At 73.5% G+C, this 17,111-nt stretch carries 16 protein-coding genes; 12 read left to right on the forward strand and 4 right to left on the reverse strand.

All coding sequences use genetic code 11. The features are described 5' to 3' along the window. The first annotated feature begins 266 nt into the window (after window positions 1-266). Window positions 267-1,694, forward strand: coding sequence for a hypothetical protein (locus ACFVST_RS11780; RefSeq protein ID WP_390149363.1), 1,428 nt, complete (start codon window positions 267-269; stop codon window positions 1,692-1,694). 10 nt (window positions 1,695-1,704) lie between these two features. After that, window positions 1,705-2,880, forward strand: a complete 1,176-nt coding sequence (mycP, locus tag ACFVST_RS11785) for a type VII secretion-associated serine protease mycosin (protein ID WP_390149364.1) — start codon at window positions 1,705-1,707, stop codon at window positions 2,878-2,880. Window positions 2,881-2,891: 11 nt separating this feature from the next. Here mycP and ACFVST_RS11790 read toward each other — a convergent pair whose 3' ends face one another. Next, the gene (locus ACFVST_RS11790) at window positions 2,892-3,815 is read right to left on the reverse strand and encodes a serine hydrolase (protein ID WP_390149366.1); all 924 of its coding nucleotides are present in this window, start codon (window positions 3,813-3,815) and stop codon (window positions 2,892-2,894) included. Between the two features lie 122 nt (window positions 3,816-3,937). Between ACFVST_RS11790 and ACFVST_RS11795 the strand changes: the two genes are divergently transcribed. Then, complete coding sequence (locus ACFVST_RS11795; protein WP_390149368.1) at window positions 3,938-4,732, forward strand: SseB family protein; 795 nt, start codon at window positions 3,938-3,940, stop codon at window positions 4,730-4,732. A 54-nt stretch (window positions 4,733-4,786) separates the two neighbouring features. On the opposite strand, the gene ACFVST_RS11800 is transcribed toward ACFVST_RS11795, so the two are convergent. Further along, window positions 4,787-5,182: a DUF1844 domain-containing protein gene (locus tag ACFVST_RS11800; protein ID WP_390149370.1), complete on the reverse strand. Its 396-nt coding sequence runs from the start codon at window positions 5,180-5,182 to the stop codon at window positions 4,787-4,789. Window positions 5,183-5,530: 348 nt separating this feature from the next. Between ACFVST_RS11800 and infC the strand changes: the two genes are divergently transcribed. From infC to ACFVST_RS11840, 8 genes are all read left to right on the forward strand, one after another. Next, the gene (gene infC, locus ACFVST_RS11805) at window positions 5,531-6,178 is read left to right on the forward strand and encodes a translation initiation factor IF-3 (RefSeq protein ID WP_390149487.1); all 648 of its coding nucleotides are present in this window, start codon (window positions 5,531-5,533) and stop codon (window positions 6,176-6,178) included. 109 nt (window positions 6,179-6,287) lie between these two features. Further along, window positions 6,288-6,482, forward strand: coding sequence for a 50S ribosomal protein L35 (gene rpmI / locus ACFVST_RS11810; protein WP_390149372.1), 195 nt, complete (start codon window positions 6,288-6,290; stop codon window positions 6,480-6,482). A gap of 109 nt (window positions 6,483-6,591) precedes the next feature. Beyond that, a complete protein-coding gene (rplT, locus tag ACFVST_RS11815; protein ID WP_390149374.1) occupies window positions 6,592-6,975 on the forward strand; it encodes a 50S ribosomal protein L20 in 384 nt (127 codons plus the stop codon). 195 nt (window positions 6,976-7,170) lie between these two features. Then, the gene (locus ACFVST_RS11820; protein WP_390149376.1) at window positions 7,171-8,040 is read left to right on the forward strand and encodes a TrmH family RNA methyltransferase; all 870 of its coding nucleotides are present in this window, start codon (window positions 7,171-7,173) and stop codon (window positions 8,038-8,040) included. A gap of 3 nt (window positions 8,041-8,043) precedes the next feature. Next, on the forward strand, window positions 8,044-9,129 hold the full coding sequence (locus ACFVST_RS11825; protein WP_390149378.1) for an ATP-binding protein: 1,086 nt from the start codon (window positions 8,044-8,046) through the stop codon (window positions 9,127-9,129). A gap of 194 nt (window positions 9,130-9,323) precedes the next feature. Beyond that, window positions 9,324-10,454 (forward strand): phenylalanine--tRNA ligase subunit alpha, encoded by a 1,131-nt coding sequence (gene pheS / locus ACFVST_RS11830; protein WP_390149380.1) that lies wholly within the window; start codon window positions 9,324-9,326, stop codon window positions 10,452-10,454. After that, complete coding sequence (gene pheT, locus ACFVST_RS11835) at window positions 10,454-13,021, forward strand: phenylalanine--tRNA ligase subunit beta (protein ID WP_390149382.1); 2,568 nt, start codon at window positions 10,454-10,456, stop codon at window positions 13,019-13,021. The genes pheS and pheT overlap by 1 nt, the downstream gene beginning before the upstream one ends. Window positions 13,022-13,410: 389 nt before the next feature. After that, on the forward strand, window positions 13,411-14,472 hold the full coding sequence (locus ACFVST_RS11840; RefSeq protein WP_390149384.1) for a PP2C family protein-serine/threonine phosphatase: 1,062 nt from the start codon (window positions 13,411-13,413) through the stop codon (window positions 14,470-14,472). Window positions 14,473-14,567: 95 nt separating this feature from the next. Here ACFVST_RS11840 and ACFVST_RS11845 read toward each other — a convergent pair whose 3' ends face one another. Beyond that, a complete protein-coding gene (locus ACFVST_RS11845; RefSeq protein WP_390149489.1) occupies window positions 14,568-15,425 on the reverse strand; it encodes a 3-hydroxybutyryl-CoA dehydrogenase in 858 nt (285 codons plus the stop codon). 213 nt (window positions 15,426-15,638) lie between these two features. Here ACFVST_RS11845 and ACFVST_RS11850 point away from each other — a divergent pair, with 213 nt between their 5' ends. Continuing rightward, window positions 15,639-16,832, forward strand: coding sequence for a glycoside hydrolase family 10 protein (locus ACFVST_RS11850; protein ID WP_390149386.1), 1,194 nt, complete (start codon window positions 15,639-15,641; stop codon window positions 16,830-16,832). A 20-nt stretch (window positions 16,833-16,852) separates the two neighbouring features. On the opposite strand, the gene ACFVST_RS11855 is transcribed toward ACFVST_RS11850, so the two are convergent. Then, complete coding sequence (locus tag ACFVST_RS11855) at window positions 16,853-17,050, reverse strand: DUF1918 domain-containing protein (protein ID WP_390149388.1); 198 nt, start codon at window positions 17,048-17,050, stop codon at window positions 16,853-16,855. Window positions 17,051-17,111 lie beyond the last annotated feature (61 nt).

Genomic DNA, 17,111 nt, shown 5'->3' on the forward strand with positions numbered 1-17,111 from the left:
CAGATCACCCCCGTCTGCGGACAGGTTCCCGCAGGCCCGGCAGCAGCCCGTAAAGTGACGGCACACGGTGGCCATCACCCGCACCCCGGACGGCGCCCGATCGGCCACCCGGCGAGCGGACCGGCGACCGCCACCCGCACCCCACCGGGGCCCGCACCGGGTTCACGGACCGGCGGTTCGGGGCACGGGTACGGCGATACGGCAAGCAGCCGCGGGCACGAGGAGCCGGACGCGGGCAGCCAGAACGGAAACGGGGGGGGCGCGCAGTGGACACCGACGCGCAACCCACCCACGGCCACCGCCCCGGCCCCACCGCCTCTGCCCCCGCCTCCGAAGTCTCCGGCAAGAGCGCCCAGGGTGCGGGCCGGATGCCTGTGCCGACCCAGCCCGTTGCGCCGCCGCACACCGGCGCAGCCCCATCGCAGGGGGCGCCGACCCGCACCGGCCTGCCCGCGCCGCCCCCGCCCCTGGCCTCCACACGCTTCCCCGACACCGCGCCCCCGCCCGCCAACACCCCGCCCCCACAAGGGACTTCAGCCCCGAGCGGTCCCGCCGCCTCCCCGGGGCTCACTCCCGCACCCGCCCCGCCCGCCTTCGCCCCGACCGTCCCCGCACCCCCGGCCGCGCCCCCCTTGCCGCCGCTGCCCCCGCGGTACGCCGCCGCGGTCACCCCTCCCGCCCCGCACACCCTGCCGCCCGGCTTCACCGCCGCGGCCGACTCCCCGGCCACCGGGATCGGCCTCCCACCCAAGAGCGCCGCACCCACCTCCGCCCCAGCCTCCGGAACGGACGGGACGCGGGGACGGCGGCGCGCCGACGGGGTGGTGGGCCTCGTGTCGGGGCTCGGCGCCAGGTCGCCCTTCGCCCGGTTCGCGCGCCCCGCCCGGCGCGGGCCGGACGACCACCTCGCCCGGCTGCGGCCGGTGCCCGGTGCCCGGCTCGGGGCCCGTACCGCGGCGGCCGCGGTCTGCGCGGTGCTCGGACTCGGCCTCATCGGCGGTGCGGTGACCGGGAATTGGCTCACCGGGGACAGCGCCGCCGCGGCCGGTCCGCAGCAGTCGTACCAGGCCGCGGGGGACCTCTGGCACAGCGTGCCGGTGGACCGCCTCTTCCCGCCCGTGGTGCGCGGCGCGGGCGCGGGACCCGGTGGCGCGGACCGCAGGTGGACCCGGATCGGCATCGCCCCCGACGCCGACTGCAAGCAGGCCTTCGACCCGCTGCTGCGCAAGGTGCTCGCCCCCGTCGGCTGCGACCGGCTGCTGCGCGCCACCTACACCGACGCCACCCGCAGCCATGTCACCACCGTCGGCCTGCTGTTCACCGAGGCCGACGCCGGCACCATGACCGCGCTGCGCGACCGCCTCACCACCGAGCACCTGGACCGCCGCCCCGACCTGATGCCCCGCCCGTACCCGGTGCGGGGCACCCCGGCCGCCGCCTTCGGGGACCGCCAGCGCGGCTCCTGGGCGCTGTCCGTGCTCACCGACGCCCCGGTCGTCGTCTACGCGGTGTCCGGCTTCGCCGACGGCCGTACCGTGGCCGACCCGCAGCCCGCCGCCGAGGCGATGCGCAGCGGGGCCACCACCGCGCCCGCCCAGTCCGGCCTGGGCAACGAGGTCATGGGCCTCTCGGACCAGATCGAACACGGCCTGCGCCGGGCCGCGGAAGCCGCCGACACCGCAGACGACTCCTAGGGACCGCCCGATGACGCCCGCCCCGCACCCCCGCCGGCGCGCCCGCGGACCGGTACGTGCCGCCGCGGCCGCGCTGCTCGCCACCGGTCTCGCCCTGCTGCCCGCCACCACCGCGCACGCCGACGGCATCCGCGGCCAGCAGTGGGCCCTCGACGCGCTCCACGCCGAGCAGGCCTGGCAGACCACCAAGGGCAAGGGCATCACGGTCGCCGTACTGGACACCGGGGTCGACGGCCGCCACCCCGACCTCGCGGGCAGCGTGGCGAAGGGGCGGGACCTCGTGGGCTTCGGAGCCGGGCGCGGCGACCGCAGTTGGGCCCGGCACGGCACCGCCATGGCCGGCATCATCGCCGGCCACGGACACGGCACCGGCCGCGCCTCCGGCGTTCTCGGCATCGCCCCCGAGGCCCGGATCCTGCCGGTGCGGGTGATCCTGGAGGACGGCGACCCGGCCCGGAAGAAGGCCCGCAAGACCCGCGGCGGCGCCCTCGCCTCCGGCATCCGCTGGGCCGCCGACCACGGCGCCGACGTCATCAACCTCTCCCTCGGCGACGACTCGGCCTCCGCCCACCCCGAGCCCGCCGAGGACGCCGCCGTCCAGTACGCCCTGCGCAAAGGCGCCTCGGTGGTCGCCTCCGCGGGCAACGGCGGCGAGAAGGGCGACCACATCTCGTACCCGGCGGCCTACCCCGGCGTCATCGCCGCCACCGCCGTCGACCGCTACGACACCCGCGCCACCTTCTCCACCCGCCGCTGGTACGCCACCGTTGCCGCCCCCGGCGTGGACATCGTCCTCATCGACCCGGACCGGCGCTACTACGAGGGCTGGGGCACCAGCGCCGCCTCCGCGTTCGTCTCCGGCGCCGTCGCCCTGGTGAAGGCCGCGCACCCCGGGCTGGCACCGGCGCAGATCAAGCAACTGCTCCAGGACACCGCACGCGAGTCCCCCGTCGGCGGCCGGGACGACTCCCGCGGCTACGGCATGGTCGACCCGGCCGCCGCCATCCGCAAGGGCACCGGCCTCAAGTCCCGGTCCCTGCGCCCCGCCTCGTACGGCCACGAGTACTTCGGGCACGGTCCGGACAAGGCGGAGGGTGGCTCGGGCTGGGCCGGCTCGCTCGCCGGGGGCGCGGGCGTCGTGCTGCTGATCACCGCGGTACTCCTCTGGCGCACCCGCCGCAACTGAGCCGGCGGGTGTCAGTGCCGCCCGCCGGGCGCGATCTCGCCGACCGCCGCCTTCGCCGCCGCCTCCACCAGCTTGACGCCGTGCGCCATGCTCGGGGTGCCGCTGGACAGCACCGCCACCAGATACCGGTGACCGCCCACCGTCACCCGGCCCACGCTGTTCACATCCCAGCGGCCGGTGGCGCTCCGCGGCAGCCAGCCGTTCTTCAGCGCACACGGCGAGCCCGCCGCCGACACCCCCCACGCCTGCCCGGGATCGACCCGCCCCATCAGCTTCTGCAGATACGCGCGGTTCCCGGCACTGAACACCGGGCGGGGCGCTCCCTTGCCCGGCTCGTTCGCGAACACATGCCGCAGCAGCCGGAGTTGGTCGTCCGCGGTGGTCTGGGTCAGACCCCACTCGCCGCCCTTGCCGCCGTGGGTGCCGGTGAGGCCGAGCCGGCGGTTGGCCGCGTCGAGCGCCTTCTCGCCGCCCAGGTCGTGCCAGAGGTCGGTGGTGGCGTCGTTGTCGCTCAGCCGGATCATGTCGGCCGCCAGGGTCTTCTGCCGCTCGGTCAGCGGCTTCCGGTCGTCCTGGGAGCGCAGCAGCAGCGCCGCGAGCACATCGACCTTGACGATGCTCGCCGTGTCGAAGGTGGGGCCGTGGGCGTAGCGGGCGCCGCCGCCCGTCCCGTCCAGCGGTGCCACCGCCGCGGAGAGCCGCACCCCGTGCCCGGCACGCGCCACCAGCGGGGCCAGCGTGTGTGCGAGGCGTGTGTCGTGGTTCACGGCCCCCGGGGCGGAATTCCTGCTGCGGTCCATGCCCGTCTCCTGTTCGGTGGCCGCGGCGGCGGACCCGGCACCGAACACCGGGGACAGGGCCACGGCCGCGGTGGCCGCGAGAACCCCGGCGCGTACGGAGAAGCGTGACGTGCTGGTACTGGCGGATCGAGACATACCGGGGTCCGTTGTCCTCTCTCGGTGAACGTGCGTCCGCGGTCGTACGCGGCGAACGGGCGTCGCGGAGGCCCCCGGCTCCGCCCAGCACCATAGGCGCCCGGCTCGATATGGTCTGTGACGTGGCGAACAAGAACATCCCCGACCCTGGTTTCTCCGACGACGACGGTTCCGCCGATCCCCGGCTGGCCGCCGCCCTCCAGGCCTGGTCAGAGCTGGCCGAGGACAGCGGGGCCAAGGCCAGAGCCGCAGTCGAGACACAGGTGCTGGCGGCGCTCGCCGGGGCCCGGCTGCTGGTGCCCGTGGTCGCGGTCCTGGGCGAACTGGAGGAACCCGTACCGGCGTCCGCTGCCGGAGAGCGGGGCGGGGCGCGGGCGCTGCCGCGGGAGAAGACCAGCGACATGGCGGTGCCCACCCTGCGCGCCGGGGACCGCCTCGCCCTGCCCGCCTTCACCTCGACCGACTCGCTGGCCCGCTGGGATCCGGCGGCCCGCCCGGTCGCCGTCCCGCTGCACCAGGCCCTCCAGGCCGCCGCGCACGAGGGCGCCGACACCCTCGTACTCGATCTGGCGGGGCCGGTGCCGTACCAGGTGACGGGGGCGGCGCTGCGGGCGCTGGCGGAGGGGCGCAGTACCGCGGATCCGCTGGCCGATCCGGCGGTGACCGGGGCGGTGCGTGCCCATGTCGCCGGTCAACCCGCGGTCCGCCGGGCGCAGTTGGCGCCGGGCGAGGCGGACGGCACGCTGCTGCTGGTCCTCGACGCGGCGGCCGACCCGGCGGCCACGGTGAACGCGCTGGCCCGCGCCCTGGCCGCGGACGAGACCCTGCGTGCCCGCCTGGTCCGCGGCCTCGACCTGGCGGTGCTGCCCCCGGACAGCACCCCGCCCGGCGAGCCCCTCTACGTCCGCGAGGGCTGAGCGGCCCGCCCTGCTGTGAAGCCCGGACGTCCAGACGTCCAGACGTCCAGACGCTCAGCCGAAGACCGGTCCGGTGTACTTCTCGCCCGGCCCCTGGCCCGGCTCGTCCGGCACAACCGAGGCCTCGCGGAAGGCGAGTTGGAGGGACTTCAGGCCGTCCCGCAGCGGGGCCGCGTGGAAGGAGCTGATCTCGGTGGCGCCGCCGTCCAGCAGCCCGGCGAGCGACTGGATCAGCTTCCGCGCCTCGTCCAGGTCCTTGTGGTCCTCCTCGCCCTCCGCCAGCCCCAGATTGACCGCCGCGGCACTCATCAGATGCACCGCCACCGTGGTGATCACCTCGACCGCGGGTACGTCCGCGATGTCACGGGTCATGGCGTCGAAGTCGGTAACAGGTCCGTCGGCCGCGTCGGTCGCGGGGGAGGCCTGCGGGTCAGGGGTGGCGTCGCTCATGCCCACACGATAGGCCCCGTCCCACCGCGGTTAGCCGCACCCCCCGGAAGCTGCTAGCCTGGGCAAGGACCGGCTGGACAACTGCGTTACGCGGCTGCCCGGCCACAAGTGGAGGCTCCGCTCTCCCACCCGGCCGTCCATGAGGACGGCGGGTCACCGGTCAGGTTGTCCCGCAGTTGTGCGGGACATCCGATGCGCCCCGTGCTCGCGGTGGTGTTCCGGTAGTGACAGGAGCCCCGCTGTGATCGCCCGGGGCATTTTTTCTGCACCGGCGCGGTTCGGTCCAACGAACAGAGACGTTACGCGGCTGTCCGCCAGACCGTCGCGTGGTGCTACCGAGGAGGATCCATCAGCGCCGAGCCCCGCATCAACGACCGGATTCGCGTTCCCGAGGTGCGACTTGTCGGTCCCAGCGGCGAGCAGGTCGGGATTGTCCCGCTTGCCAAGGCCCTGGAGCTTGCGCAGGAGTACGACCTCGATCTCGTCGAGGTCGCGGCGAACGCCCGTCCGCCGGTCTGCAAGCTCATGGACTACGGGAAGTTCAAGTACGAGTCGGCCATGAAGGCCCGTGAGGCGCGCAAGAACCAGGCGCACACGGTCATCAAGGAGATGAAGCTCCGGCCGAAGATCGACCCGCACGACTACGACACCAAGAAGGGTCACGTCGTCCGGTTCCTCAAGCAGGGCGACAAGGTCAAGATCACGATCATGTTCCGCGGCCGCGAGCAGTCCCGCCCGGAGCTGGGCTACCGCCTGCTCCAGCGGCTCGCGGAGGACGTCCAGGACCTCGGTTTCGTGGAGTCGAACCCGAAGCAGGACGGCCGGAACATGATCATGGTCCTCGGTCCGCACAAGAAGAAGACCGAGGCGATGGCCGAGGCCCGCGAGGCCCAGGCGGCCCGCAAGGCGGACGCGAAGGCCCACCCCGGCCGCTCGCAGAACGCCGCCGACGAGGAGGCCGCCGAGGCTCCGGCCCAGGCCGCCGCCGACGCCTGACCGCTGGGACGTGCCCTCGGGGCCGCCCCGGACAGACACAACTGACGCCCCTGTGCCCGGCCCAGTGGACCGGGCACAGGAGCGCCACCGACGAGGAGAGTACGGCGCTATGCCGAAGAACAAGTCGCACAGCGGTTCCAGCAAGCGCTTCAAGATCACCGGCTCCGGCAAGGTGCTCCGCGAGCGCGCCGGCAAGCGCCACCTGCTTGAGCACAAGTCGTCCCGACTGACCCGGCGCCTCAGCGGCAACGCCGAGATGGCCCCGGGCGACGCCAAGAAGATCAAGAAGCTTCTCGGCAAGTGATGTCGCGCCCCCGGTGACGGGGGCCTCGCGACGCCGGACCGGGACCTAAGTCGAACCGGGCCGTGGACCCCACCCCACCCCCACGGCCCCGCTACAAGGAGTCAAACAAGTGGCACGCGTCAAGCGGGCAGTCAACGCCCACAAGAAGCGCCGGGCGATCCTCGAACAGGCCAGCGGCTACCGCGGTCAGCGTTCGCGCCTCTACCGCAAGGCGAAGGAGCAGGTCACCCACTCCCTCGTCTACAACTACAACGACCGCAAGAAGCGCAAGGGCGACTTCCGGCAGCTCTGGATCCAGCGGATCAACGCCGCCGCCCGCGCCAACGGCATCACCTACAACCGCTTCATCCAGGGTCTCAAGGCCGCCAACATTGAGGTGGACCGCAAGATCCTCGCCGAGCTGGCCGTCAACGACGCGAGTGCCTTCGCGGCGCTCGTCGAGGTCGCGCAGAAGGCGCTGCCCAGCGATGTGAACGCGCCTCGGGCGGCGTGACGCCGCGGTTGCCGTTTGGCGTGGGATCGGACCCGTGGGCCGTTGGGCCTGCGGGTCCGATCTCGTCCCGGGGGCGGGACTGGCCTGATTCGTCCGCCGGTCGGAGCCAGGTTCTGCGCAGTTCCCCGCGCCCCCGAAGATTTGCGCAGTTCCCCGCGCCCCTTAAGCGAGGGGTGCCCTTCCAGGTTGGAATTCATGGGTGCCGTACCCGAGTTGATCTCTGCTCGTTCGTCGCGGGTCGCTGCCGCGCGGCGGCTCGGTAGGCGGAACTTCCGTGGGAAGGAACGGCTGTTCCTCGCGGAGGGGCCGCAGGCCGTACGGGAGGGCGCCGCGCACCGGAGCGGTGGCGAGGCCACCCTGGTCGAGCTGTTCGCCACCGTCGAGGCCGCCGACCGGTACGCGGACATCGTGGGCGCCGCCCGGGACACCGGGGCCCGGGTCCACCTCGCCGACGAGGCCGTGATCGCGGACATCTCCACCACCGTCACCCCGCAGGGCCTGGTCGGGGTCTGCCGCTTCCTGGACACTCCGTTCACCGAAGTCCTCGCCGCCCGGCCCCAGTTGGTCGCCGTCCTCGCCCATGTACGCGACCCGGGGAACGCGGGCACCGTGCTGCGCTGCGCGGACGCCGCCGGTGCGGAGGCCGTCGTCCTCACCGACGCCTCCGTCGACGTCTACAACCCGAAGGCGGTACGCGCCTCCGTCGGCTCCCTCTTCCATCTGCCGGTCGCCGTCGGAGTGCCCGTCGAGGAGGCGGTGCGCGGGCTCGCCGGTACCGGGGTGCGGGTGCTGGCCGCGGACGGGGCGGGGCGGGACGACCTGGACACCGAACTCGACCGCGGCACCATGGGCGCCCCCACCGCCTGGATCTTCGGCAACGAGGCCTGGGGGCTGCCCGAGGAGACCCGGGACCTGGCCGACGCCGTGGTCCGCGTCCCCCTGCACGGCAAGGCCGAGAGCCTCAACCTGGCCACCGCCGCCGCCGTCTGCCTCTACGCCTCCGCCCGTGCCCAGCGCGCACCCGGCGGCTGCCGCACCGCACCCGGTGCCGGGCCGAGGAGCTAGCGGATGGACCACAGCACCGGCGCCCCGCGCCTGCCCCTCGGCCCGGACGACCTGCCCGACGGGCTGGTGACCGCCGACGCGAACGGCCGCGTCACCTGCTTCAACGCGGCCGCCGTCCGGATCACCACCGTGCCCGCCCGGCAGGCACTCGGCGCGCCCCTCACCGAGGTCCTGCCACTGGTGGACCTCGACGGGCGGCCCTGGTGGCAGCTCACCGACCCCTACGGCGGGCTCGCCACCCGCACCCGGCAGCCCGAGCGGAATCTGCTGCTGCCCGGCGGGCGGGAGGTCCTGGTCTCGGCGCGCTACGTCCGCACCGCGCCCACCGGGCCGGTGCACCGGCTGGTGGTGTGCCTGCGGGACACCGACGCCCGCCGCCGCACCGAGCGCAGCCACGCCGAACTCATCGCCACCGTCGCCCATGAACTGCGCTCCCCGCTCACCTCGGTCCGCGGCTTCACGGCGACCCTCCTCGCGAAGTGGGACCGCTTCACCGACGAGCAGAAGCGCCTGGTGCTGGAGACCGTCGACGCCGACGCCGCGCGCGTCACCCGCCTCATCGCCGAACTCCTCGACATCTCCCGGATCGACTCGGGGCGCTTGGAGGTCCGCCGCCAGCCCGTCGACCTGGCCACCGCCGTCGGCCGCCATATCCAGGCGCATGTGGCGGACGGCCGGCCCGCCGAGCGGTTCCTGCTGCGGGTGCGGCCGCCGCTCCCGGAGCTGTGGGCCGACCCCGACAAGATCGACCAGATCCTCGCCAACCTGCTGGAAAACGCGGTGCGGCACGGCGAGGGAACTGTCACCATCGAGGTGGCCCCCGCGGCCGGTGAGGAGCACGGCGGCTCTGGGGGAGGCACCGCCGTCACCGTCAGCGACGAGGGCCCAGGCATCCCGGAGGAGTCCATGAACCGCGTCTTCACCCGCTTCTGGCGAGGCAGCAAACGCGGCGGCACCGGCCTCGGCCTCTACATCGTCAAGGGCATCGTGGAGGCGCACGGCGGCACCATCACCGTCGGCCGGGCCCCCGGCGGCGGGGCCAGGTTCCGATTTACCCTGCCTGTGGCTGCTCCGGCCTACCTGGACTGAAATCAATGGGGGCCGCGCAGCGACATCGCAAGGGTGGTGGTGGGAGACGGGTGGGCAGGCGATCCCAGGGAAGCGCCCACCGTTAGAATCCCTCTTTGGCACCTTTGCGTCCCCGTCCGTGGACGATCCGGCCTCCGGCCTCCGAGTCGCGGACCAGGGGGCCGCCAGCCAGCCAACCGGAAGCACGGGAAGAGATGTCGGCACCGAACAAGTCGTACGACCCTGTCGAGGTCGAGGCACTGAAACCGGAAGAGATCGAGCGGATGCGGGACGAGGCGCTCGCCGCCTTCGCCGCCGCCGGCGACCTCGAACAGCTCCAGGAGGCCAAGGTCGCCCACACCGGCGGCACCTCGCCGCTGGCCCTCGCCAACCGCGAGATCGGCGCGCTGCCGCCGCACGCCAAGGCCGACGCAGGCAAGCGCGTCGGGCAGGCACGCGGCGCCGTCAACAAGGCGCTCGCCGCCCGGCAGACCGAGCTGGAGGCCGAGCGGGACACCCGGGTCCTCGTCGAGGAGGCCGTGGACGTCACCCTCCCCTACGACCGCACCGCCCCCGGCGCCCGCCACCCGCTGACCACCTTCATGGAGCGGGTCGCCGATGTCTTCGTGGCCATGGGCTACGAGATCGCCGAGGGCCCCGAGGTCGAGGCCGAGTGGTTCAACTTCGACGCGCTGAACTTCACCCCGGACCACCCGGCCCGGCAGATGCAGGACACCTTCTTCGTCCGGGGTCCCGCCACCGGTGAGCAGGGCGACGAGTCCGGTGTGGTGCTGCGGACCCACACGTCCCCGGTGCAGGCCCGCACCCTGCTGGACCGCGAGCCGCCGGTGTACATCGTCTGCCCGGGGCGGGTCTACCGGACCGACGAGCTGGACGCCACGCACACCCCGGTCTTCCACCAGATCGAGCTGCTCGCCGTGGACGAGGGCCTCACCATGGCCGACCTCAAGGGCACCCTGGACCACATGGTCAGGTCGATCTTCGGCTCCGACATGAAGACCCGGCTGCGGCCCAACTACTTCCCCTTCACCGAGCCGTCCGCCGAGATGGACATGCTCTGCTACGTGTGCCGCGGCACCTCGGTGGGTGACCCGGACCACCCGTGCCGCACCTGCTCCAGCGAGGGCTGGATCGAGCTGGGCGGCTGCGGCATGGTCAACCCGCGGGTGCTGGTGGCCTGCGGGGTGGACCCGGAGAAGTACAGCGGATTCGCCTTCGGGTTCGGCATCGAACGGATGCTGATGTTCCGCCACAACGTCGAAGACATGCGAGACATGGTCGAGGGTGACGTCCGTTTCACCCGGCCGTTCGGGATGGAGATCTGATGCGGGTCCCGCTTTCCTGGCTGCGGGAGTACGTCGACCTGCCGGCCACCGAGACCGGCCGCGACGTACAGGCCAAGCTGGTGTCGGTCGGGCTTGAGGTGGAGACCGTCGAGCGGCTCGGCGACGGGCTCAAGGGCCCGCTGGTGGTCGGCCAGGTGCTGACCATCGAGGAGCTCACCGAGTTCAAGAAGCCCATCCGCTACTGCACCGTCGACGTCGGCACCGCCAACGGGACCGGCGAACCGCAGGAGATCGTCTGCGGCGCCCGGAACTTCGCCGTCGGCGACAAGGTCGTCGTGGTCCTCCCCGGCGCCACCCTGCCCGGCGGCTTCGAGATCGCCGAGCGCAAGACGTACGGCCATATGTCCCGCGGCATGATCTGCTCCAGCGACGAGCTGGGCATGGGCGATGACGGCACCAAGGGCATCATCGTGCTGCCGCCGGAGTACGAGACCGGCACCGACGCCGTCGAACTGCTCGAACTCGTCGACGAGGTCCTGGACATCGCCGTCACCCCCGACCGCGGCTACTGCCTCTCGATGCGCGGCGTCGCCCGCGAGACCGCCATCGCCTACGGCCTCACCCTGCGCGACCCGGCCCTGCTCGACGTGCCCGCGCCCAACGCCTACGGCTACCCGGTCACCATCGGCGACCCGCACGGCTGCGACCGCTTCACCGCCCGCACCGTCACCGGTATCGCCCCCGAGACCCGCTCCCCGATCTGGCTGCGGCGCCGCCTCCAGAAGGCCGGGATGCGGCCCGTCTCGCTCGCCGTCGACATCACCAACTACGTGATGCTGGAGCTGGGCCAGCCGCTGCACGCCTACGACCGCTCTCGCGTCCAGGGCGCGATCGGGGTGCGCCGGGCCGAGCCGGGCGAGAAGCTCACCACCCTCGACGGGGTGCAGCGCAGCCTCGACCCGGGCGACCTGGTCATCACCGACGACCGCGGGCCGATCGGCCTGGCCGGAGTGATGGGCGGCGCCAACACCGAGATCGCCGACCCGGAGATCAACGCCGAGACCGGCGAGGCCGACGGCACCACCGAGGTCGTCATCGAGGCCGCGCACTTCGACGCGGTCTCCGTGGCCCGTACCGCACGGCGGCACAAGCTGTCCTCCGAGGCCTCCCGCCGCTTCGAGCGGGGTACCGACCCGCAGGCCGCCGCGGCCGCCGCGCAGCGCACCGTCGACCTGCTGGTGCTGCTCGCCGGGGGCTCCGCCGAGGCCGGCGTCACCGAGGTCATCGCGCCGTCCGCGCCGCGCACCCTCACCATTCCCGCCGACCACCCCGACCGGGTCGCCGGTGTCGCCTACGGCCGGGAGACCGTCGTCCGCCGCCTCCAGCAGATCGGCTGCGATGTCTACGGCCAGGACGAGCTGGTCGTCACCGTGCCGTCCTGGCGGCCCGACCTGACCGACCCCAACGACCTCGCCGAAGAGGTCATCCGCCTGGAGGGCTACGAGAATCTGCCCTCCACGCTGCCCAGGCCGCCCGCCGGCCGCGGCCTCACCGAGCGGCAGCGGTTGCAGCGCCGTATCGGCCGCGCGCTGGCCGGCGCCGGCTATGTGGAGGCGCTGAACTACCCGTTCCTCGGCGAGCAGGTCTTCGACCAGCTCCAGCTCGACGCCGACGACCCGGCCCGCCGGGTGGTCCGGCTGGTCAACCCGCTCTCCGACGAGGAGCCCGCGCTCCGCACCCTGCTGCTGCCGGGCCTGCTCGGCGCGCTCCGCCGCAACGACGGCCGCGGCAGCCACGACCTGGCCCTCTTCGAGACCGGCCTGGTCTTCCTTCCCCGAGCTCTCAGCTCCGTTCGAGCAGGGGAGACCCCAATCCGCGAGGAGCAGCGCGCCGCGGTACGGCTGCCCGTCGACCGGCGCCCCACCGACGAGGAGCTGGCCGTGCTCACCATGGCGCTGCCGGTGCAGCCGCGGCACGCCGCGGTGGTCCTCGCCGGGGCCCGGGAGCAGGCCGGCTGGTGGGGCAAGGGCCGCCCGGCCGAGTGGGCGGACGCCGTGGAGGCGGCCCGCGTCCTGGCCCGCGAGGCCGGTGCCGCACTCGTGGTCCGCCAGGGCCGTTACGGCCCCTGGCACCCCGGGCGCTGCGCCGAGCTGGCCGTCACCATCAACGGCCGTGAGCAGATCATCGGCCACGCGGGCGAGCTGCACCCCGGGGTGCTGAAGACCCTGGGCCTGCCCGCCCGCACCTGCGCCATGGAACTCGACCTGGATCTCCTGGAGTTGGCGGGCGACGGCCCGGTGCGCAGTCCGCGTATCTCCACCTTCCCGGTCGCCACCCAGGATGTGGCGCTGGTGGTGGACGGGGCGGTGCCGGCGGTGGAGGTGGAGCGGGCGCTGCGCGAGGGCGCGGGTGAACTGCTGGAGTCCATCCGGCTGTTCGACGTCTTCACCGGCGAGCAGCTCGGCGGGGACCGCAAGTCCCTGGCGTACGCACTGCGTTTCCGGGCCGCGGATCGCACGCTGACCGTGGAGGAGGCCAGTGCCGCCCGGGACGCGGCGGTCGCCCTCGCCGCGGAGCGCACCGGTGCCACCCTGCGCGGCGCCTGACCGCACCGCACGCAAGCAGGCAGAGGGGCCGTCCGCACACCGCGGGCGGCCCCTTAGGCCGTGTCGTTTGGATCTCCGCGGCGTCGCGGGGTCTGGTGCGCACTCTCGCCGCACCGGCCGAAAGCCCAAGTAGCTCCGCTACGAGGACTTCCAGCCGGCACGCCGAGAGCACGCACCAGACCCCGCTCCTTGCTCCACGGAGATCCAAACGACACGTCCTAGCCGTCTCCTCCCTGCCTCGGATCTCACTCGTTCGAGTGCCAATCGCCTTGGGGGCGGGCCGAGTTGGCCAACGGGTCGCCAGAATCGTCGGCGGCTGTAGGAACGGCCTGCCGCCGCAGAACCCGGGGCGGGACCCCCACCCCGGCCGAGCCGAGGGTGGCCGGGTGGTGCACAGGACGACAGGAGCGGCGCCCCGGCGCGGCCGCGGCCGCTCGCTCGCCCTGCCCGCGGTGTGGGGCGCGCTTACCGTCGGCTATGAGCTGGGCTGCCCGCTCGCCGCCGAGGACGCGCTCGGTGCCCGTCTCGCCACCAGCGCCGTCCTCCTCGCCGTCGGCTCGGGGCTGATGCTGCGGCTGCGGCGGGTGCTGCTGCGTGAGGTGCGGCAGGTGCGCCGGGTGGCGGGCGCCGCGCAGAACGCGCTGCTGGGGCCGCTGCCGCCGCAGGTCGCCGGGCTGGCCCTGGCCGCCCGCCGCCTCTCCGCCGACGGCCACGCCGCGCTCGGCGGCGACCTGTACGAGGTGGCGTCCACCGAACACGGGGTGCGGGTCGTCATCGGCGATGTGCGCGGACACGGCCTGGCGGCGCTCGGTACGGCCGCCGCACTGCTCGGCGGTTTCCGGGAGGCCGCCCACGACGAACCCGAACTGGCCGGTGTGCTGCGGAGGTTGGAGCGTACGCACGCCCGCCACCAGCGGCTGCGGGCCGGTCGGCGGCCGGCGGATCGGGCCTGGGGCGGCGAGGACTTCGTGACGGTGCTGCTGCTCCAGATCGCCGCCGACGGGCGGATGACAGCGCTCAACTGCGGGCACCCGTGGCCGTATCGGCTGCGCGGGCCGGCGGCCGGGGCGCCCGGGGCCGCCCGGCGGGTGGAGCAACTGCACGCGGACGATCCGCTGCCGCCACTGGGCAGCTTCCCGCTGCCGGCCGAACTGCCGCCGCTCAGCTGCGGGTTGCTCCGCCCCGGCGAGGCGCTCTTTCTGCACACGGACGGCGCCAGCGACGCCCGGGACGCGGCGGGCCGCTTCTTCCCGCTGCGCGCCGCGCTCGCGGACACCGTACGCCGCGCCCAGCCCGCGCCCCGGGCGGTGGTGGGCGCCGTGCACTCCCGGCTGCTGCGGCACACCGGCGGGGCACCCGAGGACGATGTGGCCCTGCTGGTCCTGCGCAACGACCGCCGCCCGCTGCCCGCCCCCGGCACCGGACCGATGGCCCGCCCCGCCGCCCGCTGACCGGACGACGGGGACCAACCGGAGCCCGCAGCAGGCCGGTTGACCGCTCTCACGGAACCGGCCTGGTGCTCAATAGGCGTGCTCAGCAGCCGTGCTCAGTAGGCGTAGAAGCCGCAGCCCGTCTTGCGGCCGAGGCGGCCCGCGTCGACCATCCGCTGGAGCAGCGGAGGAGCGGCGTACAGCGGCTCCTTGTACTCGGCGTACATCGAGTCGGCGACGGACGCGACGGTGTCCAGGCCGATGAGGTCGGAGAGCCGCAGCGGGCCCATCGGGTGGGCGCAGCCCATCTCCATGCCGTTGTCGATGTCCTCGCGGCTGGCGATCCCGGACTCGAACATCCGGATCGCGGACAGCAGATACGGGATCAGCAGCGCGTTGACGACGAAGCCGGAGCGGTCCTGGGCGCGGATGGCGTGCTTGCCGAGTGCCTTCTCCACCAGGGCCTGGGCCCGGCTGATGGTGCCCTCCGACGTGGTCAGCGCCGGAATCAGCTCCACCAACTGCTGTACGGGGGCCGGGTTGAAGAAGTGGATGCCGATCACATGGTCGGGGCGGCTGGTCGTGACGGCCAGCTTCACCAGCGGGATGGAGGAGGTGTTGGAGGCGAGGATGGCGTCCGGGCGGGTCACCACCTGGTCCAGCACCTGGAAGATCTCCGCCTTCACCTGCTCGTTCTCCACGACCGCCTCGATGACCAGGTCACGGTCGGCGAACTCGCCGAGGTCGGTGGTGAAGGTGAGCCGGGCCTGGGTGGCCTCCAGCTCCTCCGCGGTGATCTTGCCGCGTTCGGCGGCCTTGGCAAGGGAGTTGTACAGCCGGGTGCGGCCGAGCTCCAGCGCCTCGCCGGTGGTCTCGGCGACCTTGACGTCCAGTCCGGCGCGGGCGCACACCTCGGCGATGCCCGCTCCCATCTGGCCGCAGCCCACCACTCCGACGCGGGTGATGTCGGTCAGGGTGTCCGTCACATCAAGCCTTTCATGGTCTTCTGTCCGGCAGAGCCGGCCCCCGTGGTCGGCCTGCCTCGGGCTGCACGGTACTCCGGGATCCGGGATTCGCTCCCGGCCGGGTGGGGCAGGTCGCCGGTGCCGCAGAGCGGTGAGCGACAGGTGGTCCACAGCGGAGTGGCCCCGGTCACGGGGGCATCGACGAACAGAGGAGGCTGAAGGGTGCATATCTCTCGGAGAGGGTTCTCCACCGCGGTCGCGGCCGCTGTGGCCTCGGTCACAGCGGGCGGTACGGCGTATGCGAGCCCCTCGAAGGGCGAGGTGCGCGGGATGTGGGCGGCGACGGTGGAGAACCTGGACTGGCCCTCCGCGCCCGGCCTCCCCGTCGCCCGCCAGCGCGCCGAGCTGAAGACGCTGCTCGACACCGCGGTACGGCGCGGCCTCAACACGGTGATCCTCCAGGTGCGGCCCGCCGCCGACGCGCTGTGGCCCTCCCGGTACGAGCCGTGGTCCGAGTTCCTCACCGGCACCCAGGGGCAGGACCCGGGCTGGGATCCGCTGGGGACCGCGGTCGCCGAGGCCCATCGGCGGGGACTGGCGCTGCACGCCTGGTTCAACCCGTACCGGGTGGCCAACCACGGTGACCTCGGGCGGCTCGCGGAGGGGCACCCCGCCCGGCGCCGCCCCGAGTGGACCGTCGCCCACGGCGGGCGGCTCTACTACAACCCGGGCCTGCCCGAGGTCCGGCGCTTCGTCCAGAACGCCATCCTGGACGCGGTCCGCCGCTACCCGATCGACGGGGTGCACTTCGACGACTACTTCTACCCGTACCCGGTGCGGGGCGAGGTCTTCGACGACGACGCCGCCTTCGCCCGGTACGGCGGGGGCCTGGACCGGGCGGCGTGGCGGCGCCGCAATGTCGACCTGATGATCCAGGAGATGTCCGCCCGCCTACACCGGCAGAAGCCCCGACTCCCCTTCGGCGTCAGCCCGTTCGGAGTCTGGCGCAACGCGTCGACCGACCCGCGCGGCTCCCGTACCACCGCAGGTGTGCAGAGCTACGACGACCTGCACGCGGACACCCGGCGCTGGATCAAAGAACGCTGGGTCTCCTATGTGTGCCCGCAGTTGTACTGGAACATCGGCTTCGAGGCGGCGGACTACGCGGTGCTGCTGCCCTGGTGGGCGGAGGTGGTGCGGGGCACCGGGGTGGGGCTGCTGATCGGGGAGGGGCTCTACAAGGCGGGCGATCCGGAGCAGCCCGCGGCCTGGCAGGACCCGGCGGAGCTGTCCCGCCATCTCACCCTGGCCGCCCGCCACCGGCAGGTCGGCGGGCATGTCTTCTTCTCCGCCCAGGACGTGGCCGGCGACCCCATCGGCGCGATGGCCCGGGTGGCCGCCGACCACTACCGGTAGGCGGGTGGGCGGAAGCCGCCTCAGTGCCGGGTGGGGTGGGCGGGCTTGATCTCCGAGTCGGGCCCGGGGGACATGATCGCCTCGTGGCCGTCCTCGAACCGCACCCGGTACGGCGGCTCTCCGTGGTCGCCCATCACTTCGACTATCTTCGCGACCCTGTCGTGCTGTCCCACGGTCCTGCCGTGCATCAGCAGCCGGTCGCCCTTGGTTGCCTGCATCCCCGTGACCTCCTGAAAAGGGGTTCGCTGCCGTGTGCCCGCCGGGTGCCCACCGCGGGCC

The organism is Streptomyces sp. NPDC058045 (assembly GCF_042885635.1).
In the GTDB taxonomy this organism is placed as follows: Bacteria; Actinomycetota; Actinomycetes; order Streptomycetales; family Streptomycetaceae; genus Streptomyces.